Annotated in this window: 26 protein-coding genes; 14 read left to right on the forward strand and 12 right to left on the reverse strand. The window is 55.9% G+C overall.

From position 1 onward, the window contains the following. Positions 1 to 73: 73 nt before the first annotated feature. The 8 genes from rbfA (at position 74) to mtr (ending at position 8658) form a co-directional block, all read left to right on the forward strand. Positions 74 to 478 carry a 30S ribosome-binding factor RbfA gene (gene rbfA, locus CKK19_RS12850; RefSeq protein ID WP_003861793.1) on the forward strand — a complete coding sequence of 135 codons (405 nt, stop codon included), beginning with the start codon at positions 74 to 76 and terminating at the stop codon, positions 476 to 478. After that, positions 478 to 1428, forward strand: a complete 951-nt coding sequence (gene truB, locus CKK19_RS12855; RefSeq protein ID WP_023298718.1) for a tRNA pseudouridine(55) synthase TruB — start codon at positions 478 to 480, stop codon at positions 1426 to 1428. The genes rbfA and truB overlap by 1 nt, the downstream gene beginning before the upstream one ends. Before the next feature lie 154 nt (positions 1429 to 1582). Further along, positions 1583 to 1852: a 30S ribosomal protein S15 gene (gene rpsO / locus CKK19_RS12860; protein ID WP_003861789.1), complete on the forward strand. Its 270-nt coding sequence runs from the start codon at positions 1583 to 1585 to the stop codon at positions 1850 to 1852. Positions 1853 to 2094: 242 nt separating this feature from the next. Then, entirely contained in the window at positions 2095 to 4233 is a 2139-nt protein-coding gene (gene pnp / locus CKK19_RS12865; protein ID WP_022649515.1) for a polyribonucleotide nucleotidyltransferase, read from the forward strand. A 110-nt stretch (positions 4234 to 4343) separates the two neighbouring features. Beyond that, a complete protein-coding gene (gene nlpI / locus CKK19_RS12870) occupies positions 4344 to 5228 on the forward strand; it encodes a lipoprotein NlpI (protein ID WP_003861782.1) in 885 nt (294 codons plus the stop codon). 107 nt (positions 5229 to 5335) lie between these two features. Further along, positions 5336 to 5416, forward strand: a complete 81-nt coding sequence (gene yrbN, locus CKK19_RS12875; protein WP_097397692.1) for a protein YrbN — start codon at positions 5336 to 5338, stop codon at positions 5414 to 5416. Then, positions 5409 to 7271, forward strand: coding sequence for a DEAD/DEAH family ATP-dependent RNA helicase (locus tag CKK19_RS12880; protein ID WP_225455151.1), 1863 nt, complete (start codon positions 5409 to 5411; stop codon positions 7269 to 7271). The genes yrbN and CKK19_RS12880 overlap by 8 nt, the downstream gene beginning before the upstream one ends. A gap of 142 nt (positions 7272 to 7413) precedes the next feature. After that, positions 7414 to 8658 carry a tryptophan permease gene (gene mtr, locus CKK19_RS12885; protein ID WP_058677039.1) on the forward strand — a complete coding sequence of 415 codons (1245 nt, stop codon included), beginning with the start codon at positions 7414 to 7416 and terminating at the stop codon, positions 8656 to 8658. An 84-nt stretch (positions 8659 to 8742) separates the two neighbouring features. Here mtr and CKK19_RS12890 read toward each other — a convergent pair whose 3' ends face one another. The 3 genes from CKK19_RS12890 to ubiU all read right to left on the reverse strand — a co-directional run bounded on the left by CKK19_RS12890 (position 8743) and on the right by ubiU (position 11709). Continuing rightward, on the reverse strand, positions 8743 to 9750 hold the full coding sequence (locus CKK19_RS12890; RefSeq protein WP_063853598.1) for a luciferase-like monooxygenase: 1008 nt from the start codon (positions 9748 to 9750) through the stop codon (positions 8743 to 8745). 77 nt (positions 9751 to 9827) lie between these two features. Continuing rightward, positions 9828 to 10706: a U32 family peptidase gene (locus tag CKK19_RS12895; RefSeq protein ID WP_022649511.1), complete on the reverse strand. Its 879-nt coding sequence runs from the start codon at positions 10704 to 10706 to the stop codon at positions 9828 to 9830. A 7-nt stretch (positions 10707 to 10713) separates the two neighbouring features. After that, positions 10714 to 11709: a ubiquinone anaerobic biosynthesis protein UbiU gene (gene ubiU, locus CKK19_RS12900; protein ID WP_022649510.1), complete on the reverse strand. Its 996-nt coding sequence runs from the start codon at positions 11707 to 11709 to the stop codon at positions 10714 to 10716. A gap of 221 nt (positions 11710 to 11930) precedes the next feature. Between ubiU and ubiT the strand changes: the two genes are divergently transcribed. After that, a complete protein-coding gene (gene ubiT, locus CKK19_RS12905) occupies positions 11931 to 12455 on the forward strand; it encodes a ubiquinone anaerobic biosynthesis accessory factor UbiT (RefSeq protein ID WP_003861771.1) in 525 nt (174 codons plus the stop codon). Further along, positions 12449 to 12952 carry a GNAT family N-acetyltransferase gene (locus CKK19_RS12910; RefSeq protein ID WP_022649509.1) on the forward strand — a complete coding sequence of 168 codons (504 nt, stop codon included), beginning with the start codon at positions 12449 to 12451 and terminating at the stop codon, positions 12950 to 12952. The genes ubiT and CKK19_RS12910 overlap by 7 nt, the downstream gene beginning before the upstream one ends. On the opposite strand, the gene CKK19_RS12915 is transcribed toward CKK19_RS12910, so the two are convergent. After that, a complete protein-coding gene (locus CKK19_RS12915) occupies positions 12939 to 13268 on the reverse strand; it encodes a GIY-YIG nuclease family protein (RefSeq protein ID WP_003861768.1) in 330 nt (109 codons plus the stop codon). The genes CKK19_RS12910 and CKK19_RS12915 overlap by 14 nt on opposite strands. Before the next feature lie 14 nt (positions 13269 to 13282). On the opposite strand from CKK19_RS12915, the gene CKK19_RS12920 reads away from it, so the two are divergent. Continuing rightward, complete coding sequence (locus tag CKK19_RS12920) at positions 13283 to 13717, forward strand: YhbP family protein (protein ID WP_022649508.1); 435 nt, start codon at positions 13283 to 13285, stop codon at positions 13715 to 13717. Here CKK19_RS12920 and CKK19_RS12925 read toward each other — a convergent pair. Further along, complete coding sequence (locus CKK19_RS12925; protein ID WP_015571965.1) at positions 13697 to 14215, reverse strand: type 1 glutamine amidotransferase domain-containing protein; 519 nt, start codon at positions 14213 to 14215, stop codon at positions 13697 to 13699. The two genes, CKK19_RS12920 and CKK19_RS12925, sit on opposite strands and share 21 nt — an antisense overlap. Positions 14216 to 14343: 128 nt before the next feature. Here CKK19_RS12925 and CKK19_RS12930 point away from each other — a divergent pair, with 128 nt between their 5' ends. Both CKK19_RS12930 and CKK19_RS12935 read left to right on the forward strand, forming a co-directional pair. Next, on the forward strand, positions 14344 to 14988 hold the full coding sequence (locus tag CKK19_RS12930; RefSeq protein WP_063853599.1) for an NAD(P)H-binding protein: 645 nt from the start codon (positions 14344 to 14346) through the stop codon (positions 14986 to 14988). A gap of 40 nt (positions 14989 to 15028) precedes the next feature. Then, positions 15029 to 16066 (forward strand): permease, encoded by a 1038-nt coding sequence (locus tag CKK19_RS12935; protein WP_063853600.1) that lies wholly within the window; start codon positions 15029 to 15031, stop codon positions 16064 to 16066. Between the two features lie 50 nt (positions 16067 to 16116). On the opposite strand, the gene dolP is transcribed toward CKK19_RS12935, so the two are convergent. Genes dolP through CKK19_RS12955 form a run of 4 tightly spaced genes read right to left on the reverse strand, consistent with a single transcriptional unit; the run spans position 16117 to position 19805 of the window. Then, entirely contained in the window at positions 16117 to 16692 is a 576-nt protein-coding gene (dolP, locus tag CKK19_RS12940) for a division/outer membrane stress-associated lipid-binding lipoprotein (protein ID WP_022649505.1), read from the reverse strand. A gap of 9 nt (positions 16693 to 16701) precedes the next feature. Then, positions 16702 to 17292, reverse strand: a complete 591-nt coding sequence (gene diaA / locus CKK19_RS12945) for a DnaA initiator-associating protein DiaA (RefSeq protein WP_003861754.1) — start codon at positions 17290 to 17292, stop codon at positions 16702 to 16704. A gap of 21 nt (positions 17293 to 17313) precedes the next feature. After that, positions 17314 to 17709: a YraN family protein gene (locus CKK19_RS12950; RefSeq protein ID WP_022649504.1), complete on the reverse strand. Its 396-nt coding sequence runs from the start codon at positions 17707 to 17709 to the stop codon at positions 17314 to 17316. Continuing rightward, a complete protein-coding gene (locus tag CKK19_RS12955; RefSeq protein WP_022649503.1) occupies positions 17667 to 19805 on the reverse strand; it encodes a penicillin-binding protein activator in 2139 nt (712 codons plus the stop codon). The genes CKK19_RS12950 and CKK19_RS12955 overlap by 43 nt, the downstream gene beginning before the upstream one ends. 60 nt (positions 19806 to 19865) lie before the next feature. On the opposite strand from CKK19_RS12955, the gene rsmI reads away from it, so the two are divergent. Beyond that, positions 19866 to 20729, forward strand: a complete 864-nt coding sequence (gene rsmI, locus CKK19_RS12960; RefSeq protein WP_063146524.1) for a 16S rRNA (cytidine(1402)-2'-O)-methyltransferase — start codon at positions 19866 to 19868, stop codon at positions 20727 to 20729. 67 nt (positions 20730 to 20796) lie between these two features. On the opposite strand, the gene CKK19_RS12965 is transcribed toward rsmI, so the two are convergent. From CKK19_RS12965 to malX, 3 genes are read right to left on the reverse strand one after another with little or no spacing between them, the layout of a single operon-like run. After that, the gene (locus tag CKK19_RS12965) at positions 20797 to 22686 is read right to left on the reverse strand and encodes a hypothetical protein (RefSeq protein WP_063853601.1); all 1890 of its coding nucleotides are present in this window, start codon (positions 22684 to 22686) and stop codon (positions 20797 to 20799) included. Between the two features lie 16 nt (positions 22687 to 22702). Then, the gene (locus tag CKK19_RS12970) at positions 22703 to 23875 is read right to left on the reverse strand and encodes a MalY/PatB family protein (RefSeq protein ID WP_023307051.1); all 1173 of its coding nucleotides are present in this window, start codon (positions 23873 to 23875) and stop codon (positions 22703 to 22705) included. A 12-nt stretch (positions 23876 to 23887) separates the two neighbouring features. Then, positions 23888 to 25459 carry a maltose/glucose-specific PTS transporter subunit IIBC gene (malX, locus tag CKK19_RS12975; RefSeq protein ID WP_022649499.1) on the reverse strand — a complete coding sequence of 524 codons (1572 nt, stop codon included), beginning with the start codon at positions 25457 to 25459 and terminating at the stop codon, positions 23888 to 23890. Positions 25460 to 25484: the final 25 nt, after the last annotated feature.

Genomic DNA, 25484 nt, shown 5'->3' on the forward strand with positions numbered 1-25484 from the left:
GGGTAAGCGAAGCGCCACCCGGCAGTAATTTTAAAAAGGGGCTTAAGCCCCTTTTTTGTCTGGAGAATTTATTATGGCGAAAGAATTTGGTCGCCCACAGCGCGTCGCGCAGGAGATGCAGAAAGAGATCGCTCTCATTCTGCAACGTGAAATCAAAGATCCACGCGTGGGGATGATGACCACCGTGTCTGGCGTGGAAATGTCCCGCGACCTGGCGTACGCCAAAGTGTTTGTGACATTCCTGAATGACCAGGATGAAGACGCCGTGAAGAACGGCATTAAAGCGCTGCAGGAAGCCTCTGGTTTCATCCGCTCTCTGCTTGGCAAAGCGATGCGTCTGCGTATTGTGCCGGAGCTGACCTTCTTCTACGACAACTCGCTGGTTGAGGGTATGCGTATGTCCAACCTGGTGACCAGCGTGGTGAAACATGACGATGAGCGTCGTGTTAACCCGGCGGACGACAGCAAGGAGGACTGATGAGTCGTCCTCGTCGTCGCGGTCGTGACGTGCATGGCGTGCTGTTGCTGGATAAACCACAGGGCGCATCCAGCAACGACGTGCTGCAAAAAGTAAAGCGTATTTATAACGCCAATCGCGCGGGGCACACCGGCGCGCTGGATCCGCTGGCAACCGGGATGCTCCCGATCTGCCTGGGTGAAGCGACAAAGTTTTCCCAGTATCTGCTGGATTCCGATAAGCGCTACCGCGTGATTGCCAAACTGGGCCAGCGCACGGACACTTCCGATGCGGATGGTCAGGTGGTTGAAGAGCGCCCGGTAACCTTCAGCGCAGAGCAACTTGATGCGGCGCTGGAGAGCTTCCGGGGCGACACAATGCAGGTGCCGTCGATGTATTCGGCGTTGAAATATCAGGGCAAGAAGCTTTACGAATATGCGCGTCAGGGCATTGACGTTCCGCGTGAAGCCCGTCCGATTACCGTGTATGAGCTGTTGTTCATTCGCCACGAAGGTGATGAGCTGGAGCTGGAAGTACACTGTTCGAAAGGGACCTACATCCGCACCATCATTGACGACCTCGGTGAAAAGCTGGGCTGCGGCGCGCATGTGATTTATCTGCGTCGTCTGGCGGTCAGCAAGTATCCGGTCGAACGTATGGTAACGCTTGAGCATCTGCACGCCCTGGCTGAACAGGCGCAAGCGCAGGGAATTGCGCCGGCAGATCTGCTGGATCCGCTGCTGATGCCAATGGACAGTCCGGCAGCAGATTTCCCGGTTGTTAATCTTCCTTTAACATCGTCCGTTTACTTTAAGAACGGAAACCCGGTCCGCACAACGGGGGCGCCGCTTGAGGGCCTGGTCCGTGTGACGGAAGGGGAGGAAGGCAAGTTTATCGGGATGGGCGAAATGGACGGTGAAGGGCGCGTTGCCCCGCGTCGTCTGGTCGTCGAATACCCGGTCGAAGCGTGACGGTGATAACGCCTCACCTTGCGATAAGCAGGGGAGACGAGTAGAATATCGCCGCTTAACGCCTGGTAAATTGTTTAACAATCTGCGGGGCGTACATGGGATAGCTGAATTAGAGATCGGCATCCTTACATTCTTTATACTTTGGAGTTTGAAAATGTCTCTAAGCGTTGAAGCTAAAGCTAAAATCGTTTCTGAGTTTGGTCGTGGTACTAACGACAGCGGTTCTACCGAAGTTCAGGTTGCACTGCTGACTGCACAGATTAACCACCTGCAGGGTCACTTTGCAGAGCACAAAAAAGATCACCACAGCCGTCGTGGTCTGCTGCGTATGGTTTCTCAGCGTCGTAAACTGCTCGACTACCTGAAGCGTAAAGATGTTGCACGCTACACCGCGCTGATCGAGCGTCTGGGTCTGCGTCGCTAATTCTTGCGAGTTTCAGAAAAGGGGGCCTGATGGCCCCTTTTTTCAACCAGACGGCAGCAATTCAGGGGAAACTATTGTATTGTTGCTATAAATGATCTTCATTGCAGAGGTTCGCGCGGCTAATGAGAGGCTTCACCCATGGGGGTGTCGGTTGTCATTAGTCGCGAGGATGCGAAGAAGGTCGGGTTAAATCGTCAGCACACCTGAGGTGTGCTTTCAAACATTTAAGAAAGGACAGAATTTTGCTGAATCCGATCGTTCGTAAATTCCAGTATGGTCAGCATACCGTCACGCTGGAAACCGGCATGATGGCTCGTCAGGCTACTGCTGCCGTAATGGTAAGCATGGATGACACTGCTGTATTCGTTACCGTAGTTGGCCAGAAAAAAGCTAAACCAGGTCAGGACTTCTTCCCACTGACCGTGAACTACCAGGAGCGTACCTACGCTGCCGGTAAAATCCCGGGTGGCTTCTTCCGTCGTGAAGGCCGTCCAAGCGAAGGCGAAACCCTGATCGCGCGTCTGATTGACCGCCCGGTTCGTCCGCTGTTCCCGGAAGGTTTCGTCAATGAAGTGCAGGTTATCGCAACCGTTGTTTCCGTTAACCCACAGGTTAACCCGGACATCGTAGCGATGATCGGTGCGTCTGCTGCCCTGTCACTGTCTGGTATCCCATTCAATGGCCCAATCGGTGCCGCGCGCGTCGGTTACATCAACGACCAGTACGTGCTGAACCCAACTCAGGAAGAGCTGAAAGAGAGTAAGCTGGATCTGGTTGTTGCCGGTACTGAAGCAGCAGTTCTGATGGTTGAATCTGAAGCAGAATTGCTGAGTGAAGACCAGATGCTGGGTGCAGTGGTCTTCGGCCACGACCAGCAGCAGATTGTTATCCAGAACATCAACGACCTGGTGAAAGAAGCTGGTAAACCACGTTGGGACTGGCAGCCAGAAGCGGTAAACGACGCGCTGAACGCACGCGTAGCTGCACTGGCAGAATCTCGTCTGAGCGATGCATATCGCATTACAGACAAACAGGAGCGTTATGCTCAGGTTGACGTGATCAAAGATGAAACCATCGCAACCCTGATCGCGGAAGACGAAACGCTGGACGCTAACGAGCTGAGCGAAATCCTGCACGCTATTGAGAAAAACGTTGTTCGTAGTCGCGTACTGGCAGGCGAGCCGCGTATTGATGGCCGTGAAAAGGACATGATCCGTGGTCTGGATGTGCGTACTGGCGTGCTGCCACGTACTCACGGTTCCGCGCTGTTCACCCGTGGTGAAACCCAGGCGCTGGTTACCGCTACCCTGGGTACTGCACGTGACGCACAGAACATCGATGAACTGATGGGCGAGCGCACTGACAGCTTCCTGTTCCACTACAACTTCCCTCCGTACTCTGTGGGCGAGACCGGTATGGTTGGCTCACCGAAGCGTCGTGAAATTGGTCACGGTCGTCTGGCGAAGCGCGGCGTGCTGGCAGTAATGCCAGAAGCAGACAAATTCCCGTACACCGTACGTGTCGTGTCTGAAATCACTGAATCCAACGGTTCTTCTTCCATGGCTTCCGTGTGTGGTGCCTCTCTGGCGCTGATGGATGCAGGCGTGCCGATCAAAGCCGCCGTTGCGGGTATCGCAATGGGTCTGGTGAAAGAAGGCGACAACTTCGTTGTTCTGTCTGACATTCTGGGTGACGAAGATCACCTGGGTGATATGGACTTCAAAGTGGCGGGTTCCCGCGACGGTATCTCTGCCCTGCAGATGGATATCAAAATTGAAGGTATCACCAAAGAGATCATGCAGGTTGCTCTGAACCAGGCTAAAGGTGCGCGTCTGCACATTCTGGGCGTGATGGAACAGGCTATCAACGCACCACGCGGTGATATCTCTGAATTCGCTCCGCGTATTCACACCATCAAGATCAATCCAGACAAGATCAAAGATGTTATCGGTAAGGGCGGTTCTGTTATCCGTGCACTGACCGAAGAAACGGGCACCACCATCGAAATCGAAGATGACGGTACTGTGAAAATCGCAGCAACCGACGGTGAGAAAGCGAAATATGCTATCCGCCGTATCGAAGAGATTACAGCAGAAATCGAAGTGGGCCGTATCTACAATGGTAAAGTGACCCGTATCGTTGACTTTGGTGCATTCGTTGCCATCGGTGGCGGTAAAGAAGGTCTGGTACATATCTCTCAGATCGCTGACAAGCGCGTTGAGAAAGTGACCGATTACCTGCAAATGGGTCAGGAAGTACCGGTGAAAGTTCTGGAAGTTGACCGCCAGGGCCGTATCCGTCTGAGCATTAAAGAAGCAACCGAGCAGTCTCAGCCTGCTGCGGCGCCGGAAGCTCCGGCTGCCGAACAGCAAGGCGAGTAAGGTTGCCATTTGCCCTCCGCGCAGGCGGAGGGCTTATTATCAGGCAGGACGCCTTGTTAAGCCGCCGGGGGACAGGACGTTCATCCAATAGTTGTCTTCGGGAGTGGGAAATGAAGCCTTTTTTGCGCTGGTGTTTCGTTGCGACAGCTTTAACGCTGGCAGGATGCAGCAACTCTGCCTGGCGTAAGAGCGAAGTCCTCGCAGTGCCATTGCAACCGACTTTGCAGCAGGAAGTGATTCTGGCACGCATGGAACAAATACTTGCCAGTCGGGCTTTAACCGATGACGAACGCGCACAGCTTTTATATGAGCGCGGAGTGTTGTATGATAGTCTCGGTCTGAGGGCATTAGCGCGAAATGATTTTTCACAAGCGCTGGCAATTCGACCTGATATGCCTGAAGTATTCAATTACTTAGGCATTTATTTAACGCAGGCAGGCAATTTTGATGCTGCCTATGAAGCGTTTGATTCTGTACTTGAGCTTGATCCAACTTACAACTACGCGCACTTGAATCGCGGTATCGCATTGTATTACGGCGGTCGTGATAAGTTAGCGCAAGATGATCTGCTGGCGTTTTATCAAGACGATCCTAATGATCCTTTCCGCAGCCTGTGGCTTTACATCGTTGAGCAGAAGCTCGATGAGAAGCAGGCCAAAGAAGCACTGAAACAGCGCTTCGAGAAATCGGACAAGGAACAGTGGGGATGGAACATTGTCGAGTTCTACCTGGGCAACATTAGCGAAGCAACGCTGATGGAACGCCTCAAGGCGGACGCAACGGATAACACCTCGCTCGCTGAGCATCTCAGTGAAACCAACTTCTATTTAGGTAAGTACTACCTAAGTCTGGGGGATATGGACAGCGCTACGGCACTGTTCAAATTAGCGGTTGCTAACAACGTACATAACTTCGTTGAGCACCGTTATGCATTGTTGGAATTATCGCTCTTGGGCCAGGAGCAAGACGACCTGGCAGAATCGGACCAGCAATAGCTGACGACATAAACATCAGCCCGTAATCTTTTGATTGCCATCACCTTCACTGGTGAGGGCGTTGTTGTTCGTCAATACACCTAATTTGAGCCGGTTCACACTTTTCAATGAAAATTGCTAATCATTTTCACGATGAGCTAAGTAGACTGGCCGCCATTAATATCGAGGCACTTGTACTACATGGCTGAATTCGAAACCACTTTTGCAGATCTGGGCCTGAAGGCTCCTATCCTTGAAGCCCTTAACGATCTGGGTTACGAAAAACCATCTCCGATCCAGGCTGAGTGTATCCCACACCTGCTTTCTGGTCGTGACGTGCTGGGCATGGCCCAGACCGGTAGCGGTAAAACCGCAGCATTCTCGCTGCCGCTGCTGAACAACATTGATCCGGACCTGCGTGCACCGCAGATCCTCGTCCTGGCTCCAACCCGTGAACTGGCTGTTCAGGTTGCTGAAGCAATGACGGAATTCTCTAAACATATGCGCGGCGTAAACGTGGTAGCCCTGTACGGCGGCCAGCGTTATGACGTGCAGTTACGCGCCCTGCGCCAGGGCCCACAGATTGTTGTCGGTACGCCGGGCCGTCTGCTGGATCACCTGAAGCGCGGTACCCTGGACCTCTCTAAGCTGAGCGGCCTGGTACTGGATGAAGCAGATGAAATGCTGCGTATGGGCTTCATCGAAGACGTTGAAACCATCATGGCGCAGATCCCGGAAGGTCATCAGACCGCTCTGTTCTCTGCAACCATGCCAGAAGCGATCCGTCGCATTACCCGCCGCTTCATGAAAGAGCCGCAGGAAGTGCGTATTCAGTCTAGCGTGACCACTCGCCCGGACATCAGCCAGAGCTACTGGTCTGTATACGGCATGCGCAAAAACGAAGCGCTGGTCCGTTTCCTGGAAGCGGAAGATTTTGATGCGGCGATTATCTTCGTACGTACCAAAAACGCGACCCTGGAAGTGGCTGAAGCGCTGGAGCGTAGCGGCTACAACAGCGCAGCGCTGAACGGCGACATGAACCAGGCGCTGCGTGAGCAGACTCTGGAGCGTCTGAAAGATGGTCGTCTGGATATCCTCATTGCAACCGACGTGGCAGCACGTGGTCTGGACGTTGAGCGTATCAGCCTGGTTGTAAACTACGATATCCCAATGGACTCCGAGTCTTACGTTCACCGTATCGGCCGTACCGGTCGTGCGGGTCGTGCGGGCCGTGCGCTGCTGTTCGTTGAGAACCGCGAGCGTCGTCTGCTGCGTAACATTGAACGCACCATGAAGCTGACCATTCCAGAAGCTGAGCTGCCAAACGCAGAACTGCTGGGCAAACGCCGTCTGGAAAAATTCGCCGCGAAAGTACAGCAGCAGCTGGAAAGCAGCGATCTGGATCAGTACCGTGCGCTGCTGTCCCAGATCCAGCCTGTCGCTGAAGGCGAAGAGCTGGACATGGAAACACTGGCCGCAGCACTGCTGAAAATGGCGCAGGGCGAACGTAGCCTGATCGTGCCACCTGATGCACCGATGCGTCCTAAGCGTGAGTTCCGTGACCGTGACGATCGTTTCGAACGTCGTGGCGACCGTAACGACCGTGGTCCACGCGGTGACCGTCCAGAGCGTGGTGGTGAAGACCGTCCACGTCGCGAGCGTCGTGACGCTGGCGAAATGGAACTGTATCGCATTGAAGTGGGCCGTGATGATGGTGTTGAAGTTCGTCACATCGTTGGCGCGATCGCTAATGAAGGCGACATCAGCAGCCGTTACATCGGTAACATCAAGCTGTTCGGTTCACACTCAACGATCGAGCTGCCAAAAGGCATGCCGGGCGAAGTACTGCAGCACTTTACTCGCACCCGCATTCTGAACAAGCCAATGAACATGCAACTGATGGGTGATGCACAGCCTCGCTCTGACCGCGGTGGCGAGCGTCGTGAAGGCGGTCGTAGCGAAGGTCGCACTGGCGAACCTCGTCGTTTCTCCGGCGAGCGCCGTGAAAATCGTGGCCCACGCCGCGAAGAAGGCACCAGCCGTCGTCGTTTCGGTGACGCGTAAGCCTTTTCGCTTTTGACGTAAAGTAAAATATACAGCCCCGATAGTTGTTATCGGGGCTTTTTTTATTCCTTTTGTACTCTTGTACTGGTACAGTGCATCACATTAAAATGCACACCACATTTTTGACTGGAGATAAGGCCGCATGGCAACACTAACCACCACCCAAACGTCACCTTCGCTGCTTGGCGGCGTGGTGATCATCGGCGGAACCATTATTGGTGCCGGGATGTTCTCCCTGCCAGTGGTTATGTCCGGTGCGTGGTTCTTCTGGTCGCTGGCGGCGCTGGTTTTCACCTGGTTCTGCATGCTCCATTCCGGGCTGATGATCCTTGAAGCAAACCTGAATTACCGCATTGGCTCCAGCTTCGACACCATCACCCGAGATCTGCTGGGCAAAGGCTGGAACATGGTGAACGGGGTGTCCATCGCGTTTGTACTCTATATCCTGACCTACGCGTACATTTCAGCGAGCGGATCGATTCTGCATCACACCTTCTCCGAGATGTCGCTGAATGTTCCGGCGCGTCTGGCGGGTCTCTGCTTCGCGCTGGGCGTGGCGTTTATCGTCTGGATGAGCACCAAAGCGGTCAGCCGCATGACGGCGATCGTGTTGGGCGCCAAGGTCATCACCTTCTTCCTGACCTTCGGCAGCCTGCTGGGGCACGTCACGCCGGCCACGCTGTTTAACGTTGCGGAAGTGAACACCTCCTACACGCCATACCTGCTTATGACGTTGCCATTCTGTCTGGCGTCGTTCGGCTACCACGGCAACGTACCGAGCCTGATGAAGTACTACGGCAAGGATCCGCGCACCATCGTGAAATGCCTGATTTACGGCACGCTGCTGGCGCTGGGGCTGTATGTGATCTGGCTGCTGGGGACGATGGGTAACATCCCGCGTCCGGAATTTATCGGCATTGCGCAGAAGGGCGGTAACATTGATGTGCTGGTACAGGCGCTGAGTGGCGTGCTGAACAGCCGCAGTCTGGATCTGCTTCTGGTGGTCTTCTCTAACTTTGCGGTGGCGAGCTCATTTCTCGGCGTGACGCTGGGCCTGTTTGACTACCTGGCAGATCTGTTTGGTTTTGATGACTCTGCGATGGGGCGCTTCAAAACGGCGCTGTTAACCTTCCTGCCGCCGATTGTGGGCGGCCTGCTGTGGCCGAACGGTTTCCTGTACGCCATCGGCTATGCAGGACTGGCGGCTACCATCTGGGCGGCGATTGTACCGGCGCTGCTGGCGCGTAAATCACGTAAGCGCTTCGGCAGCCCGAAATTCCGCGTCTGGGGCGGAAAACCGATGATTGCGCTGATCCTGGTATTTGGTCTCGGCAATGCGGTTGTGCACATGCTGTCGAGTTTTAATCTGTTGCCTGTGTATCAGTAAACAGAAAGCCCGGTGGCGCTACGCTTACCGGGCCTACAGGGATCGCGTAGGCCGGATAAGGCGAAGCCGCCATCCGGCAAAAAACTACCCCACCAACTCCTCTTTCACCTGCATCGCCAGATCAAATGAATGCAAACGCGCCTGATGATCGAAAATCTGGCCGTTGACCATAATTTCATCCGCCTGCGTTTCTCGTAGCACTGCCTCCAGACCGTGACGCACCTTCGCCTTATCACCCACCAGCGACATGCTCAGGGCCTGCTGCACGCCATACTGCTCGGAGGCCGACCACAGCTGATGCATATTTTCTACCGGTGGTGGCAACTGGCCCGTCTCGCCGCGACGCAGCTTCACAAACGCCTGCTGCATGGAGGTAAACAGGAATTCCGCGTCGCGGTTGCTGTCGGCGGCAATGATATTGATGCACACCATCGCATACGGCTTCTCAAGACGCTCGGAAGGCTTGAAGTTTGTGCGGTAGAGATGCAGAGCCTGATGCAGCATATCCGGTGCGAAGTGGGAAGCGAACGCGAACGGCAGCCCCAGCTGTGCGGCAAGCTGTGCGCTGTACAGACTTGAGCCTAACAGCCACACCGGGATTTTCTCGCCGTAGCCCGGCACCGGGCGCACGTGCGGGTTAGGATCGCTCGCATCGAACCAGTCTACCAGCTCCGCTACATCACGCGGGAAGTTGTCGATATCGCCGCTCATATGGCGACGCAGGGCGCGCATGGTCGGCTGGTCGCTGCCCGGCGCGCGGCCAAGACCCAAATCAATGCGACCGGGGTAGAGTGTATTCAGGGTGCCAAACTGCTCGGCAATCACCAGCGGGGCATGGTTCGGCAGCATCACGCCACCGGAGCCAAGGTGCAAAGTAGTGGTATTCGCCGCCAGATAGCTAATCAGCACTGAGGTGGCAGCGCTGGCGATGCCCACCATATTATGGTGCTCCGCCAGCCAGTAGCGGTGATAGCCACGTTTTTCGGCAAGCTGAGCCAGATCCAGAGAGTGCGAAAAGGCTTCTCTTGCCGAGGAGCCTTGTGGAATCGGTGCCAGATCCAGCACCGAAAACGGAATGGTTTTGTCAGTCATAACAGCTCACTTTGTCGACGGTCAATCTTTAATACTGCATTAAAAAATGATAACCGTTGTTAACAAAGTGAGCTTTTTTACCCCTGCAATTCCAGTCCGGCGAGACGTTTCCAGTAACCGTTGCAGTCGCTGTTTGCCGTCAGCGGCAGCGGCGAGGTGCCGTTTTCGTTGGCACGGAAGGCGTCCAGCATGGCGAACACGCCGGTATCGAGCGGCGAAAGACGCACCATATCCACCAGCCCATGCATTGACGCCAGCTCGTTGCCGAGGTTATAGACGTAACCGCTCATAGTCTGAATGCCGTTGAGGACAAACACCTGCTGATTCTCCTGCGACAGCATGCTGCGTCCGTTCGGGTACTTAATGCAGCAGGTTTCACACTCGTCTTTCGGGCGATCTTCGGAACGCGCGGTGAAGCAGCGGGCAGAGTAGGCCAGCGGCAGATGGCCGTAGCTCAGCACTTCGACTTCAAACTGATTGCGAATGCCCAGCTCGTCACACTGATTTAGCAGGTTGACCAGCCAGTCGCGGGAGAGCTCAACCGGCATGCACCAGCGTGTCATCCCCTGTTTGAGCAGCAGGCGCAAGGTCACCGCGTTATAGCAGTTCAGCGCATGTCCGGCGACAAACGGCAGCTTACGCTCGGCGCACATGTTCACCACGCCCAGGTCGCTCGCCTCCAGCAGGAACTCACCGTTTTCGACGTAGCGCTTCAGCTCGCCCAGTTCAGAGGACGCCTGCACCAGCGCCAGCGTCGAGAGCACCACCTGCTTGCCGCTGCCGGCCAGGCTTTTCGCCATATCCAGCCAGTCGCCCACTTTGGTGGCGCGGCGCTTGCTGCACACCGCTTCGCCGAGGTAAATCACATCGGCGCTGCTGTTAGCCGCCTGCTGGTAAAAATCTTCCAGCGTCTCTTTTGGCCAGTAGTAAAGCACCGGCCCTAATGAATATTTCATGATTATCTCACTGCCATTTACGGTGATACGCGCCGAGCGTGGTTTGCGTGCCTTCGGACATCGCGCCGAGCGTCTCCATCCAGGCCGCCTGCGGGGCGTAGTTTTGCGGGTCGGCCATGCAGCGGTCGATGGCCTGACGCCACACCTTCGCCACCTGGCTCACGTAGGCCGGGCTACGCTGGCGGCCTTCGATTTTCACCGAGGCAATGTTGGCGGCCAGCAGTTCCGGCAGCAGCTCCAGCGTGTTGAGGCTGGTGGGCTCCTCCAGCGCGTGGTAGCGCTCGCCGTCCACCAGATAGCGGCCTTTGCACAGTGTCGGGTAGCCCGCGTTTTCACCGTCCTGATAGCGGTCGATTAACACGTTATTCAGGCGCGACTCCAGTCCCTGCGGCGTTTGCTGCCAGCGAACGAAGCGGGCAGGCGAGCAGGCACCGACGGTGTTTGGCGATTCCCCGGTAAGATAGGAAGAAAGATAGCAGCGGCCTTCGGCCATGATGCACAGGCTGCCGAAGGCAAAAACCTCCAGCGGCACTGGCGTGACGCGCGCCAGTTGCTTAACCTGATGAATAGAGAGCACGCGCGGCAGCACCACGCGAGCCACGTCAAAGTGTCGATGATAAAAACGCACGGCCTCTTCATTGGTGGCCGATGCCTGAACAGAGACGTGGCGCTCAATATGCGGATAACGTTCTGCCGCATACTCAAGCATAGCGAGGTCGGCCAGGATCAACGCATCGGCGCCCAGCTGGGCCGCCATATCCACGGCGCGCTGCCAGCGGGCGTAGCCATCAGGATGGGCAAAGGTATTGATGGCGATGTGCAGTTTGCGCCGGTGCTGGTGAACGAAGTTAACGGCTTCCTGAAGCTTTTTCTCCGTAAAGTTAAGACCCGCAAAATGGCGGGCATTGGTATCATCTTTCAGCCCGATATAGACCGCATCGGCCCCATTTTCGATGGCCGCCTTAAGCGCCGGAAGGTTTCCGGCAGGGCAGAGCAGCTCCATAATTTATCCCGATGTTGTCGATCGCAGGGATCGTAAAAAATGTTAACGAGCTGGGATTTTAATTAACCCATACGCGACAATTTTTGATTTAAGGCAGCTAATGGCGTATTGATGGCACCAATAATGAGGTATACCGGACAACGGTTTGTTGATTTACGCCGCTATCTTCTTGTCGGGATATGGCAAAATAGCAGGATTATAGCTATCAGGGAGTAAAGCTCGTGCTGGATAAACTGCGTTCACGTCTCGTACAATTCGGTCCATCAATGCTGAGCGTGCCGGTAAAACTGGCGCCGTTCGCGCTTAAACGCCAGGTGCTGGAACAGGTACTGAGCTGGCAGTTCCGCCAGGCGCTACAGGACGGTGAGCTTGAGTTTCTGGAAGGCCGCTGGTTAAAGATTGAAGTACGCGATATCGGGTTGCGCTGGTTTACTTCCGTAGAGAACGATCGGCTTATCGTCCGTGAAACCGCCGAGGCGGATGTCAGCTTTAGCGCGGATGCCAGCGATCTGCTGATGATCGCCGCGCGCAAACAGGATCCGGACACCCTCTTCTTCCAGCGTCGTCTGGTGATTGAAGGCGACACGGAGCTCGGTCTGTACGTCAAAAATTTAATGGATGCCATTGAGCTGGAGCAGATGCCGAAAGCACTGCGTATGATGTTGATGCAAATGGCAGATTTCGTTGAGGCCGGGCTAAAAACCCCGCCGGACAGTAAACACACTTCAGTAGGTGAACCATGCTGATTCGAGTCGAAATTGGGATTGATGCGCCGGGTATCGATGCGTTGTTACGCCGCTCTTTTGCAGGCGACGCCGAAGCTCAACTGGTTCACGATCTTCGCGAAGATGGCCTGATTACGCTGGGTCTGGTTGCCACCGACGATGAGGGGCAGGTGGTCGGCTACGTGGCGTTCAGTCCGGTGATTGTGCAGGGCGAAGAGTTACAGTGGGTCGGCATGGCGCCGCTGGCTGTGGATGAAAACTACCGTGGACAGGGCCTGGCACGCCAGCTGGTCTATGAAGGGCTGGATTCCCTGAATGAATTCGGCTATGCCGCTGTCGTCGTTCTGGGCGATCCGGCGTTCTACGAGCGTTTAGGCTTTGAGCCAGCGTCCAGATACGATCTGCGCTGCCACTGGCCAGGCACGGAAACATCTTTCCTGGTACATCCTCTGGCGGACGATTCGCTCGACGGCGTTACCGGTCTGGTGGAGTACCACGATCATTTCAATCGTTTTTAAGCAGGCTTTCGCGTAGCGCTTCGAAAGAGCCGTCCCCGTTGACGAGACGCTCTTTCTGGCGCTTCGTCAGCTGCTTGATGCGGTATTCCAGCCTGAGCGCCAGGGATCTGTCGCCCACGGCGGCTGAAAACGCCAGCTGAAGTTCACCTTTCCCCCGCAGTGCTTTCGCCCCTTTTCCCGTTTGATGTTGTAAAAAACGCCGTGCCACATCGGTAGTGATCCCGGTGTAGAGTGCGTTATCAGCGGTTCGGACAAGATAGAGAAACCAGCACACGGTAAACAGATTCAGTATGTTAAGGTGAACGCACCATAGCATGAGAGAGAGCGAAAATGGAAACACTGGCCGCCATTAACCGCTGGCTGGCAAAGCAGCATGTTGTGACCTGGTGCGTCTGTAAAGACGAGGAGATGTGGTGCGCAAATGCCTTTTATTACTACGATCCCGAGCGCGTGGCCTTTTACGTGATGAGCGAAGACAAAACGCGGCATGCGCAGATGACGGGCCAACAGGCAAAAGTGGCGGGCACGGTAAATGGTCAGCCTAAAACCGTTGCGCTGATCCGCGGGGTCCAGTTTAAAGGCGAAATTCGTCGCCTGGAAGGTGAGGAAAGCGACGCCCAGCGTAAACGCTATACGCGCCGCTTCCCGGTGGCCGCAGCGCTAAAAGCCCCAGTGTGGGAAATCCGCCTCGATGAGCTGAAATTTACCGACAACACCCTGGGCTTTGGCAAGAAGCTGCACTGGTTACGCACCGAGCAGGCGTAGCGCTTCGCGGTTAAACGCTGGAAGATCGTCCGGCGTACGGCTGGTGATCAGCTGATCGTTATCGTTCACCACTTCCTGATCGTAGAACTCGGCACCGGCGTTTTTCAGATCGATAACGATCGGTTTCACCGCGGTGAGCTTACGCCCGCGTACCACCTCGGCGCTGATCAGCAGCTGCGGACCGTGGCAAATGGCAAACACCGGTTTACCGGTGCCGACGAAGTCACGGGTAAAGGTGACGAAACGCTCGTCCCCGCGCAGGGAATCCGGTGAATGGCCGCCCGGTAACAGCAGGGCGTCGAAATCCGACGGGCTGACGTTATCAATGGATTCGTCAATGGTCACGCTGGCTTCACCCTTGTGGCCCTTCACGGTTTTACCCGCTTCTTTTTCGATGGTGACCACCTCGTGGCCCGCCTTGCGGAATGCCTCTGCTGGCGACGTAAATTCTGAATCTTCAAACTCGTCGGTAATCAAGACTGCGATTTTTTTACCCATGCTTCCTCCGTTGTTTTCGCTTCAGACTGTTTTTTTCCCGTTTGTGGTAAATACTTACCGGTAACAGACTTTTAAGTGTGGTAGAGCAGGCCCAGATCGCAAACGGACAATTCTGTAAAGGGGACAAGATGAGTCAGGTACTGATTACCGGCGCAACCGGGCTGGTGGGTGGACATTTGCTGCGGCTGTTGATCCAGGATCGGCATATCAACTATATCGCCGCCCCGACGCGTCGCCCGCTGTTGGATATCACCGGCGTCTATAACCCGCACGATCCCCAGCTTACCGACGCGCTGGCGCAGGTGCAGGATCCCATTGATATCGCCTTTTGCTGCCTTGGCACCACCCGACGGGAAGCGGGCAGTAAAGAAGCCTTTGTCCATACAGATTACACGCTGGTGGTAGATACCGCCCTGACGGCCAAGAAGCTGGGTGCTAAGCATTTCCTGGTGGTCAGCGCGCACGGCGCGAACGCAGGCTCGCCGTTTTTTTACAACCAGGTGAAGGGCAAAATGGAAGAGGCGTTAATCGCGCAGCAATGGGAGCGCCTGACCATCGTACGGCCTTCCATGCTGATGGGCCACCGCGACGAACGGCGTTTTAACGAGTCTTTTTTCGCTCCGCTGTTTCGCATCCTGCCCGGTAACTGGAAGTCCATCGAGGCGCGGGATGTCGCGCAGGCGATGCTGAAAGAGGCACTGGCTCCGTCGCAAGAGGGGGTTAATATTATCCCTTCGGCAAAACTGCGTGAAATCGCGCAGGGCGAGGCGTAAACTTCCCCGGCTTATTAAATAACACCTTCCGGGGAATGGTATGACTGGTCAGTCTTCATCTCAGGCGGCAACACCTGTTCAGTGGTGGAAGCCCGCACTCTTCTTTATCGTGGTCATCATTGGCCTCTGGTATGTGAAATGGCAGCCGTACTACGGTAAAGCCTTCACCGCCGCCGACACCCACAGCATCGGTAAATCGATTCTCGCGCAGGCCGATTCCAGCCCGCTTCGCGCGGCGTGGGATTACGCAATGGTCTATTTTCTTGCCGTCTGGAAAGCGGCGGTATTAGGCGTATTGCTGGGCTCGCTGATTCAGGTACTTATCCCGCGTAACTGGCTGATAAAAACCCTGGGACAACCGCGCTTGCAGGGCACGCTGCTGGGAACGATTTTCTCCCTGCCGGGCATGATGTGCTCCTGCTGCGCTGCACCGGTGGCGGCGGGTATGCGCCGACAGCGCGTGTCGATGGGCGGCGCGCTTGCCTTCTGGATGGGTAACCCCCTGCTGAACCCGGCAACGCTGGTGTTTATGGGCTTCGTTCTCGGCTGGCATTTCGCGTTTATCCGTCTGGCGGCTGGCCTGCTGACGGTGGTGCTTGTCGCTACGCTGGTGCAGCACCTGGTGAAAGACAACGAGGCCGGGCCTGCCTCCGTTGAGCTGGACCTCAGCGATCCGCAGGGCAGTTTCTTATCTCGCTGGGGCAAAGCGCTGTGGCAGCTTTTCTGGAGCACAATCCCGGTCTATATCCTGGCCGTACTGGTGCTCGGGGCGGCGCGCGTCTGGCTGTTCCCGCATGCGGATGGCGCTATCGACAACACGCTGATGTGGGTGATTGCGATGGCGGTGGCCGGTTGCCTGTTTGTGATCCCAACCGCGGCGGAGATCCCGATTATTCAGACCATGATGATGGCTGGCATGGGTACCGCACCGGCGCTGGCGCTGCTCATCACGCTGCCGGCGGTGAGCCTGCCGTCGCTGATCATGCTGCGTAAGTCATTCCCGGCGAAAGCGCTGTGGCTGACGGCGGGGCTGGTGGCGTTGAGCGGAGTGATTGTGGGGAGTATGGCGCTGGTGTGAAAGAAAGCCCGGTGGCGCTGGCGCTTACCGGGCTTACAGTCAGGTGTGAATTACTTGATATAAGTAAAGGCGGTGGTGACGTGCTTCACGCCGCTCACCCGGCTGGCGATATCCGCCGCCGCTTTCCCTTCACGTTCTGTCACCAGGCCCAGCAGGAACACTTCGCCGTTCTCCGTGGTTACTTTCACGTTTGAGGATTTCACCTGGTCGGTACCCAGCAGCTGGGAACGCACTTTGGTGGTGATCCAGGTATCAGATGACGCGGTGCCGAGACCAATCGGCTGGCCCTGGCGGATCTCGTTAAACACTTCTGCCGTACCTTCTACGCCCATCGCGATCTGTTTGGCGCGCGAGGCGAGTTCAGGGGTTGGCGCCTGGCCTGCCAGCAGAACTTTGCCCTGATAAGCCGTCACGTTAATGCGTGCTTCCTTCTTGATCTGTTCGTCTTTCGACAGCGCACTGTTTACGCGCAGCTCAAGCGTACCGTCATCCACCTGCGTCCCAACGGTACGCGGATCGGTCGCTGCTTTGGTGCCGACCGCTGCGGTACCGACTACAGCGGCAGCGATGCATCCCTGAAGCAATAATGCAGACATCACGACTGCAAGGGCCGATAAAACCTTCATGAGAACTCCTTAATCATCCTGGTGAGGGAAAAGCGTGTTATCGATCAGATCGCATAAGCAGTTCACCGTGAGCATATGCATCTCCTGGATGCGGGCGCTACGGTGCGAAGGAATGCGGATTTCCACATCCTGCGGCCCCAGCAGGCCAGCCAGCTCACCGCCGTCGTAACCGGTCAGGGCGACAATCGTCATGTCCCGGGTTACTGCCGCTTCAACCGCCTTAACGATATCCCGGCTGTTACCGCGCGTGGAGATCGCCAGCAGCACGTCTCCGGCATGGCCTAAGGCGCGCACCTGCTTGGCGTAAATTTCGTCATGCAGACGATCGTTGGCAATCGCAGTTAAGACCACGTTATCGGTGTTTAGTGCAATGGCTGGTAAACTCGGTCGCTCGGTTTCGAAGCGATTGATCATGCTGGCAGCAAAATGCTGTGCGTTGGCGGCGGACGTGCCATTGCCACAACAGAGGATTTTGTTGCCGTTGAGCAGCGACTGAACCAGCGTCATCGCTGCACGCGAGATCGCGTCCGGAAGGGCTTCCGCTGCGGCAATCTGCGTTTGAATGCTTTCTGTGAAGCACACTTTTATTCGTTCGAGCACGGTATCCCTTTAAAATCTTATTTATGCGTCTTCGCCAAACGCGTTTTTAAGCCAGTCGATCGCATTTCCGGTGAAGGCTACCACATCGAAACGGCAATCCACAGTATCAAAACTCCCATTATGGCGGGCAAGCCACAAGTGGGCAGTCTGTAATAATTTTTGTTGTTTGGCGAGCGTCACGCTGGCGGCAGCACCGCCAAAACGGGACGACTGTCGGTAGCGTACTTCAACAAACACGATGGTTTGACCGTCTTTCATAATCAGGTCAATCTCGCCGCCGCGCCCGCGAACGTTGGCGGCGACAAAGCGCAGTCCTTTGCCTTCAAGCCAGCGGCGCGCTTTTAGCTCCCACGCGTCGCCGGTCTCTTTGCGGCTTAACTGGCCGGGACGATCTGCCCCTGCTGGTATTTGAGCCATGATAACTTCCTGTTAATCACACAATCCTGATCGGCGGTCAGATCGCCGGTATTCCCGTTAAGCTCAAAGCCCGGTACCTGGCGCATCTGGGTAAAGTGGTTTGCCAGCGCCCAGGCATCGACGCCCATCGCGTACAGACGCGCCAGGGAATAATCATTGCGCACCGCGCCCAGCGCCTGCTGCATCAACTGCGGGTTGCTGCCTGCCAGCATAGGGATCTCGCTGTATTGCAGTCCTTCCATTTCCAGACGGAAATCCGGGCCTGCGGTACCCTGTGCGCTGCGGGAGCTGGCGTAGAGCGTTGCGCCGCTCTGGCTGCCGTTACGCATGGCGATCATTGGTTTGATAAAGGCGATCTCTTCCGGCGTAGCGACGATGTACGCCGAATCCACTTTACCGCCGCCGCTGATTTGCGCGTCGGTAGGGGGGGCTGGGATCGTCAGACCGCCGATGGTGACGCTCTGCTGCTGCGGCAGGCTGGCGGATACCGGGCTACCGTTGAGGGCAATACCTGCCCCGCCGTTCACGCCCGCTCTCAGTTCGGAAGCTGAGCCAAATTTCTGCTGCAACACCACGCCACCGCCAAGGGTCTGCCACTCTTGCGCAAAGGCGTTGGCAACGCGGTCGCCCAGCGTGCTGCGTGGGATCAGCAGCAGCGGCGCCTGTTTGCCCTGCTCGTGGATATGACGGGCCGCATCGCGGGCTTCATCCTCCGGAGAGAGGGCGAAGTAACAGATATTGGCGCGGTTCTGAACCTGCTCTGGCTGGTTCAGCGCAAGCACGTTCAGCGTGGTGTTGCTCTTCATCAGCGCTTCCACGTTGTTTTTCAACAGCGGGCCGACAACGATGCTGGCCCCGTCCTGCTGAACCTGCGCCAGCACCTGGTCAAGCGGCTGGGCGCTGGTGTCGTAGATTTTCAACTCTGCACCAGGGTTAGCGCTGGTGGTGGCCACAGCCTGCGGCTGGGCTGCTGGCTGCTGTTCCGGCTGCGCGGTTTGCGGCTGAGGTTGTTCTGCCGTCGCGGGCGCCGGAGTTTCAGCCGGGGCCTGTGTTGCCGCAGGCGCTGAGGTAGCGGGTTGCGTCGTTGGGGCGGTAACCGGATTCTGCATGGTGCCCTGGGCAGGGGTTTGCGCGGTGGTCAGGTCGCTGGTTTCGGCGGCTGACGGACTGACGACGTCATTCACATTCGCCGCCTGTGCTGCCTGCGCCGGAACGGCGCTGCCGGTGACGGCGGTAGTGCCGTTTTTCGCGGCTTCAAAACCTTGCTGAATGGCGCGGCCAAACACCGCTGCCTGGCCGTTTAACGGCAGCAGCAGGGCGATTTTGCTGGTGGAGGCGGGCTTAAAGTTTTGCACGTTCACCAGCTGCGTTGGCAGCATTTTTGCTCCCGGGTTTTGCGGGTAGCGCTTTTGCCAGTCGGTAATGCCGGCTTTCAGCATGTTCGGATCGCTGCGGTTGTTGAACCACATCTGTTGCAGATCCAGCCAGCCTTGCAGGACATTTTCATCGGCGTTGATCACCAGCGCTCTGGCCTGATCCTGGGTCATGGAGGCGAGTGCCTGCCAGGTTGCGTCAATATTTTTCTGCTTGTCCGCACCCGCAAGCAGAGGCTCCTGGGCAATCAGCGCGCGGAGAAGCGTCAGGGAGGGGCGACCCTGCTCAGCGGTGATACCGGCCTGCCAGAAACGGGCCTGCTGATTCTTATCCAGCGCGCTCAGTTCGATAGTGCCGAGGATCTTCTTCGCGCCGTCGAAATCTTTCAGCGCGACCTTCAGTTCTGCCGACAGCAGCGTCTGCTCATGGTGCTGATCGTCGTTAAGATCCTGCGGCAGCTGGCTGAACAGCTCGGCGGCCTGCTGGGTTTTTCCTTCCTTCAGCAGTGCACGAATGGCGAGTAATTGCCAGTTGATCCTGGTATCATTTGAACTCTGCGACATTTGTTGCAGATAAAAGCCAGAATCAGCCTGAGCGGATCCCTGCATATGAGCAGTGCTCTGGTCGGGTGCCTGAGTGCCGCAGCCTGTAAAGATCAGAGCTGCCAGCAGGAGGGGCACGCTGTGCGCGGCTTTTTTACGAAGAAACGTTAACGGTACCATACTGTATCCAGTGATTTTTTACGCAATGCTCAATATTAAATCGGCAATACGGACGAAACAATGAAACAACACGAAACGGCAGATAATTCTCAAGGCCAGCTTTATATTGTACCTACTCCTATCGGGAATTTGTCTGATATTACCCAACGTGCACTCACTGTATTGCAAGCTGTTGATTTAATTGCTGCTGAAGACACCCGTCATACCGGTTTACTGCTGCAGCACTTTGCCATTAACGCCCGTCTGTTTGCCCTGCACGATCACAATGAGCAACAAAAAGCCGAAACGCTGGTGGCGAAGCTGAAAGAAGGGCAGAACATCGCGCTGGTCTCCGATGCGGGTACGCCGCTTATCAACGATCCGGGCTACCATCTGGTGCGCACCTGCCGTGAAGCAGGGATCCGCGTTGTGCCGCTGCCGGGGCCGTGTGCTGCTATTGCCGCATTAAGTGCGGCGGGCCTGCCGTCCGATCGTTTCTGCTACGAAGGTTTCCTGCCTGCTAAATCCAAAGGCCGTCGCGACGTGTTAAAGGATCTGGAAGCAGAGCCGCGTACCCTGATTTTTTACGAATCAACCCACCGCCTGCTGGAAAGCCTGGAGGATATGGTTACCGTCTGGGGCGAATCCCGCTACGTGGTGCTGGCGCGCGAGCTGACCAAAACCTGGGAAACCATTCACGGCGCGCCGGTTGGCGAACTGCTGGCGTGGGTGAAAGAGGATGAGAACCGCCGCAAGGGCGAAATGGTGCTGATTGTCGAAGGGCATAAAGCGCAGGAAGACGCCCTGCCTGCCGATGCGCTGCGTACGCTGGCCCTGCTACAGGCTGAACTCCCCCTGAAAAAAGCGGCGGCGCTGGCGGCGGAGATCCACGGCGTGAAGAAAAATGCGCTGTATAAATATGCGCTGGAGCAGCAGGGGGAGTAAGCCCCTGCCGCCTGTTTTGCCGGGTGGCGGCTTCGCCTTACCCGGCCTACACCGTGTCAAAGCCTCACTATTTTCCCGGCATCGCCTCAAACACCAGCGTTTCCAGCGGTTGCAGCGTAATCACCACAGCGTTTTTATACTCCTCTGGTACGGTCGAATTACTGCCGTACACGGCTTTCAGGGTAAACTGCGAGCGCTCTCCTGCCGGGATCTCAAAATCTTTGGTTAAATCCAGGTAGTAACGTTGCGGCTTATCCGACGGGTTGCGTAAACCAAAAATCGCTTTGTCTTTACTCCATGAGGCCCAGCCGTAAACCTCAAGCGAAGTTGGGTCACCGCCAATCCAGTGCGTATCCACCAGCACGCTGGCATTCTCACGCGACCACTTCGCCGCCTGTGCCAGGGTGTCCCACTTCGCCTTGTTAAGCATGGACGGCGTGATGTACAGCTCCTGAAGTTGAGTTCCGGTCGCGAAGTAGCTCCAGACCTGATCGGCAAAATCACCGTCCGTTTGTACTTTCTCCAGTCCATAGTAAGCGTTCTCTGCACTGACGATCCCGTGGTACATCAGGGAGTTCAGCGGGAACAGCGGGCCTTTGCGTACGATGGAGCGATAAGTTTCGGCATCCCGGTAGGTCATCCACTGCTGCACTGGCGTGCCGGGACCGTACAGGTTGATATCATCGCCCTGACGCCAGATTGAATCAGCATAGAACAGCCAGGACGGGCTCGCGTCGGTCCCGGTGGTCAGGTTGATAAACAGGTTCGGGTTTGCGCTGCGCATGTTGTGCAGCAGGGCAATGGACGCGTCAAAATCCGATGCAAATGGGCTGTCCTTGATATGCGAATTGGCGTTACCCATTCCGTCGAGCTTGAACGAGGTAATGTGCTCGTTTTTGATCAGCTTAATGATCTGATCGTTAAAGTTTTTAAAGTAGTTCGGCCCCGACAGCGCCAGCTTGCCGTCTACGGTTTCGAAACCATACTCTTTTGCATGCGAGACGCGAATATCGCGCGGCTTGTTGTAACCGCCCCACGGTGAAAGCCACAGCCCAACCGAGCTATGCAGGCTATCGGCTTTTTCCCTGACTTTGCCAAAACCGTTGCTGAATGCCGGGCCAAACAGCCAGCGTCCGGTGCGATCGTCCCAGCCATCGTCCAGCAGGAACGCGTCCAGCGCCACCCCGCGTCCGGCAATAAAGTCTTTATTCCATTCGTCCATCCGCCCAATGACATCCTGCTCGGAGTAAGGAGTAAAGAAGCCAATGTCCATCCAGCTGTTGTAGTGCAGATAAGGCTTATAAGGCCGCGGGCGCACGGCATCGATAAACTGGTTTACGCTGCGCCGCAGCTGATTAGTTTCCGGGAAAGTGCCGAACCAGGTGGTAAAACTGACCGGTGTCTCAGGCAGAATTGGGGTTTTCAGCTCCACGTTGAGGTTCGTGGTGGCTTCATAAGCGTAAGTATTCACAATCGGTTTGTCTGGCAGGATGAAGAACGAGTCGGCCACGATTGGCGAGCTGTTAATCGCCCCGTCAACGTAAGGTGCCTGAGACTGCTTCTTCGTCGGGAAGAAGGTCATTTTCGCTACGTCCCGCGGCTGCCCGACGGCGGCGATGGTGTAGCCGATGCTGGCGTATTTTCCCTTCACCAGGTTCAGTTTCACCGTTACGTTAAAATCCGGATGCGTAAAGTCGATGACTATCGCGTTGTCCTGCTTTTCGACGTGCTTGATTTTGAAATCAGCGGTGTGGATTTTTGTTTCATCCGGCAGCGTCAGAAAGAACAACTCCTGGGGCGTGAGCGGATGGTTAGCTTTGCTGTCCGTTACCACTACCGTTGCATTTGCATCATCAAACGAAAGGGCAATATTGTTGTTACTGAGCGCGTAGTTTGCTGCCGCCGCGCCATGAGAAACACAGAGAGCCAGCAGCGAGAGAGTGAGCCTTGTTTTCATCGGGGTAAGATCCTTATCAGTAATGCTTCAGCATTCGGTTGATGGACTGTTCCAGCCAGTAGCGCTGGGTGCCGAAGTTAATACGCAGGTAGTTTTCGCCGTTTTGTACGTAGTGGCTGCCATCTTCGATGACCACGCCAGCCTGTTTGGCGAAATGTTGGGTTAGCGCCGTCGCACTGCGATCGTCCGCACTGACGTCTATCCAGGCGAGATACGACGACTCCGGGTTCATCATCTTCCATGCAGGGAAGTGGGTCTGGATGGCATCCGCAAGGTAGCGGGCATTGCCGCGCAGATAACCATTCAGCGCGTCGAGCCATGGCAGACCTTGCTGATAGGCCAGAATAATCCCCCACACGCCGAAGATATTCGGCGAGGTAATGGAGTTCTTCTCCAACTGCTGGCGGAAACGCTGGCGCAGCGAATCGTCTGGAATCATTGAGTAGGATGTTTTTAGCCCGCCAAGGTTGAAGGCTTTATTGGGGGAGGTCAGCACAATCAGGTTGTCCTGGGCGGCACAGCCCGAAGTCAGACAGCTGACGAATGTACCGTCCAGAATGTGCTCGGCGTGAACCTCATCAACCACCAGAATCGTGCCGTAGCGCTTACAGAGATCGGACACCTGGCGTATCTCATCCGCGCGCCAGATGCGGCCCGAGGGGTTATGCGGCGAGCAGAAGAACCACAGTTTTGGACGGTGAGTTTTGAGCTGAACTTCAATCAGATTAAAATCCAGCTGATAGCGGTTTTCCTTCACGCTCAGCGGATTTGCAAGCACCCGCACGCCCTGTCGCTGTGTCGCCATCGCAAACGGGTCATACACCGGGGTGTTCATCATCACGCAGTCGCCGGGATTGCAGAACGCCTGAACCGTATAGTGCAGCGTAGAAACGGTGCCGTAGGTCAGGGTGATCCATGACTTATGCACCTCAACCTGATGACGGGTGCGCTGGAAGGCGATGACCGCATCGTAGAATTCGTCGAAGCACCAGGTGTAACCGAAGGTGCCATGCTCCACGATGCGCTGAAAGCCTTCAATCACGGCGGGTGGCGAGGTGAAATCCATGTCTGCTATCCACAGCGGGATAAATCCCTCCGGGACATCACCGAAACGCGAACACACAAACGCATGATCCCATTTACGGCATTTATCGCTTTTACGCTCAATGATTCTGTCGAAATCAAACACAACGACCCCCTGTTAAATTAAGGCTTCAATGCCGGATTTGACGCTCTGCACCTGCGGGCCGATGATCACCTGAACGCTGTGGGCATCAAGCACCACGACTGACAAGGCGCCAGCGGCCTTCAGCGCCTGCTGGTCGATAAGCCCCATATCTTTCACCACCAGACGTAAGCGGGTAATGCAGTTGTCGAGCGACTCAATATTCTCTTTACCGCCAAGCGCGCGAAGAATAAGCCCATGATCGTATTTTGATTTTCCACGTGCCCGGGTATTGGCTTCCACCGCCTGGAGCGCACCCTGCGCGTCAACCTCACGGCCTGGCGTTTTTATATCGTGCTTGAGGATGTACCAGCGGAAGACGAAGAAGTAGATAGCAAACCAGGCAATACCCACCGGGAACAGCAGATACCATTTGGTCGACATCCCCTGCATGACGCCGAAGATCAGCAGATCCAGAATACCGCCGTCAGTGTTGCCGATGGTGACGCCGAGCAGCGCCATCACCATCAGCGCCAGGCCAGACATAACGATATGAAACGCGTAAAGCACAGGGGCAATAAACAGGAACAGGAACTCAATCGGCTCTGAAATACCCGTGACAACTGAAACCAGCACGCCTGAAAGCAGCAGCCCTTTAATCACCGGACGGTTTTCCGGGCGCGCGGTGCGGTAGATAGCGTAAGCCACGGCAGGCAGGCCGAAGATAAAGGTCGGCATAAACCCTTGCGATAAAAATGCCGTAACGTGCGGGCTAAACGGCAGACCCGCTTTCAGCTCGGCGTAGAAAATGTTCAGCGCACCGGCCACTTCCTGGCCGTTAACCATCTCAATGCCGCCCGCCGGGGTGAAGCGCACCATCGCCAGCAGAATGTGATGCAGGCCAAAAGGTTTGAGTAGCAGCACGCCCACGCCATACAGGAACGGTCCAAAGACGCTGGTGCTCTGGATGATATGACCAATCCCGGCAATGCCCATTGCCACATATTCCCACAGCAGGGGGATGACCAGGCCGACCAGCGACAGGGTGAGGGCGGTAACAATCGGTACAAAACGAATGCCGCTAAAGAAGGCAAATGCGTCGTGCAGCACCGTGTCCTGGAAGCGTTCGTGCAGGAAGTAGGTGATCACCCCTACCACAATACCGCCGAGCACGCCCATCTCCAGCGTTTGAATGCCAAGCACGATGGATTGTCCCACCTGTCTCATGGTGGCGGCATCCGCAAGCTGGTGGGTGGCGGTCAGGTAGTAGTTGATGCTCATGTTCATCAGCATGTAGCCAACGAATCCGGCAAAAGCGCCCACCGCTTTATTACGCCTGGCAAGGCCCATTGGGATCGCCATGGCAAACATCAGCGGCAGATAGGTAAAAGCAAAGCCACCGACCATGGCGATAAAACCAAAGGTGAGCTGCGTTAACTCGCCGCCCAGAAAGGGAAAACTTTTGATGGTGGAAGGGCTGGTGACAGAACTACCGATACCTAACAACAACCCCATAAAGGCCAATAGCGAAACCGGGAACATAAACGTCTTTCCCAGGCTCTGGAAAAACTCCCACGCTTTCGATTTAAACGACTTTTCCTGTGTCATGTAGGGACTCCTCGGATTTTTAGGA

It is taken from the genome of Enterobacter sp. CCUG 70166, from assembly GCF_020224095.1.
GTDB lineage: Bacteria > Pseudomonadota > Gammaproteobacteria > Enterobacterales > Enterobacteriaceae > Enterobacter > Enterobacter intestinihominis.

Bases quoted from the DNA above. Each gene is read 5' to 3' on its own strand.
- rsmI (WP_063146524.1), top strand. From the start codon at position 19,866: ATGAAACAACACGAAACGGCAGATAATTCTCAAGGCCAGCTTTATATT.
- CKK19_RS12915 (WP_003861768.1), bottom strand. From the start codon at position 13,268: ATGCTATGGTGCGTTCACCTTAACATACTGAATCTGTTTACCGTGTGC.
- CKK19_RS12950 (WP_022649504.1), bottom strand. From the start codon at position 17,709: ATGGCTCAAATACCAGCAGGGGCAGATCGTCCCGGCCAGTTAAGCCGC.
- dolP (WP_022649505.1), bottom strand. From the start codon at position 16,692: ATGAAGGTTTTATCGGCCCTTGCAGTCGTGATGTCTGCATTATTGCTT.
- CKK19_RS12955 (WP_022649503.1), bottom strand. From the start codon at position 19,805: ATGGTACCGTTAACGTTTCTTCGTAAAAAAGCCGCGCACAGCGTGCCC.
- truB (WP_023298718.1), top strand. From the start codon at position 478: ATGAGTCGTCCTCGTCGTCGCGGTCGTGACGTGCATGGCGTGCTGTTG.
- rpsO (WP_003861789.1), top strand. From the start codon at position 1,583: ATGTCTCTAAGCGTTGAAGCTAAAGCTAAAATCGTTTCTGAGTTTGGT.
- CKK19_RS12930 (WP_063853599.1), top strand. From the start codon at position 14,344: ATGAGTCAGGTACTGATTACCGGCGCAACCGGGCTGGTGGGTGGACAT.
- CKK19_RS12965 (WP_063853601.1), bottom strand. From the start codon at position 22,686: ATGAAAACAAGGCTCACTCTCTCGCTGCTGGCTCTCTGTGTTTCTCAT.
- CKK19_RS12890 (WP_063853598.1), bottom strand. From the start codon at position 9,750: ATGACTGACAAAACCATTCCGTTTTCGGTGCTGGATCTGGCACCGATT.
- malX (WP_022649499.1), bottom strand. From the start codon at position 25,459: ATGACACAGGAAAAGTCGTTTAAATCGAAAGCGTGGGAGTTTTTCCAG.
- yrbN (WP_097397692.1), top strand. From the start codon at position 5,336: ATGAAAATTGCTAATCATTTTCACGATGAGCTAAGTAGACTGGCCGCC.
- ubiU (WP_022649510.1), bottom strand. From the start codon at position 11,709: ATGGAGCTGCTCTGCCCTGCCGGAAACCTTCCGGCGCTTAAGGCGGCC.
- mtr (WP_058677039.1), top strand. From the start codon at position 7,414: ATGGCAACACTAACCACCACCCAAACGTCACCTTCGCTGCTTGGCGGC.
- CKK19_RS12935 (WP_063853600.1), top strand. From the start codon at position 15,029: ATGACTGGTCAGTCTTCATCTCAGGCGGCAACACCTGTTCAGTGGTGG.
- CKK19_RS12925 (WP_015571965.1), bottom strand. From the start codon at position 14,215: ATGGGTAAAAAAATCGCAGTCTTGATTACCGACGAGTTTGAAGATTCA.
- nlpI (WP_003861782.1), top strand. From the start codon at position 4,344: ATGAAGCCTTTTTTGCGCTGGTGTTTCGTTGCGACAGCTTTAACGCTG.
- CKK19_RS12880 (WP_225455151.1), top strand. From the start codon at position 5,409: ATGGCTGAATTCGAAACCACTTTTGCAGATCTGGGCCTGAAGGCTCCT.
- CKK19_RS12910 (WP_022649509.1), top strand. From the start codon at position 12,449: ATGCTGATTCGAGTCGAAATTGGGATTGATGCGCCGGGTATCGATGCG.
- CKK19_RS12920 (WP_022649508.1), top strand. From the start codon at position 13,283: ATGGAAACACTGGCCGCCATTAACCGCTGGCTGGCAAAGCAGCATGTT.
- CKK19_RS12895 (WP_022649511.1), bottom strand. From the start codon at position 10,706: ATGAAATATTCATTAGGGCCGGTGCTTTACTACTGGCCAAAAGAGACG.
- rbfA (WP_003861793.1), top strand. From the start codon at position 74: ATGGCGAAAGAATTTGGTCGCCCACAGCGCGTCGCGCAGGAGATGCAG.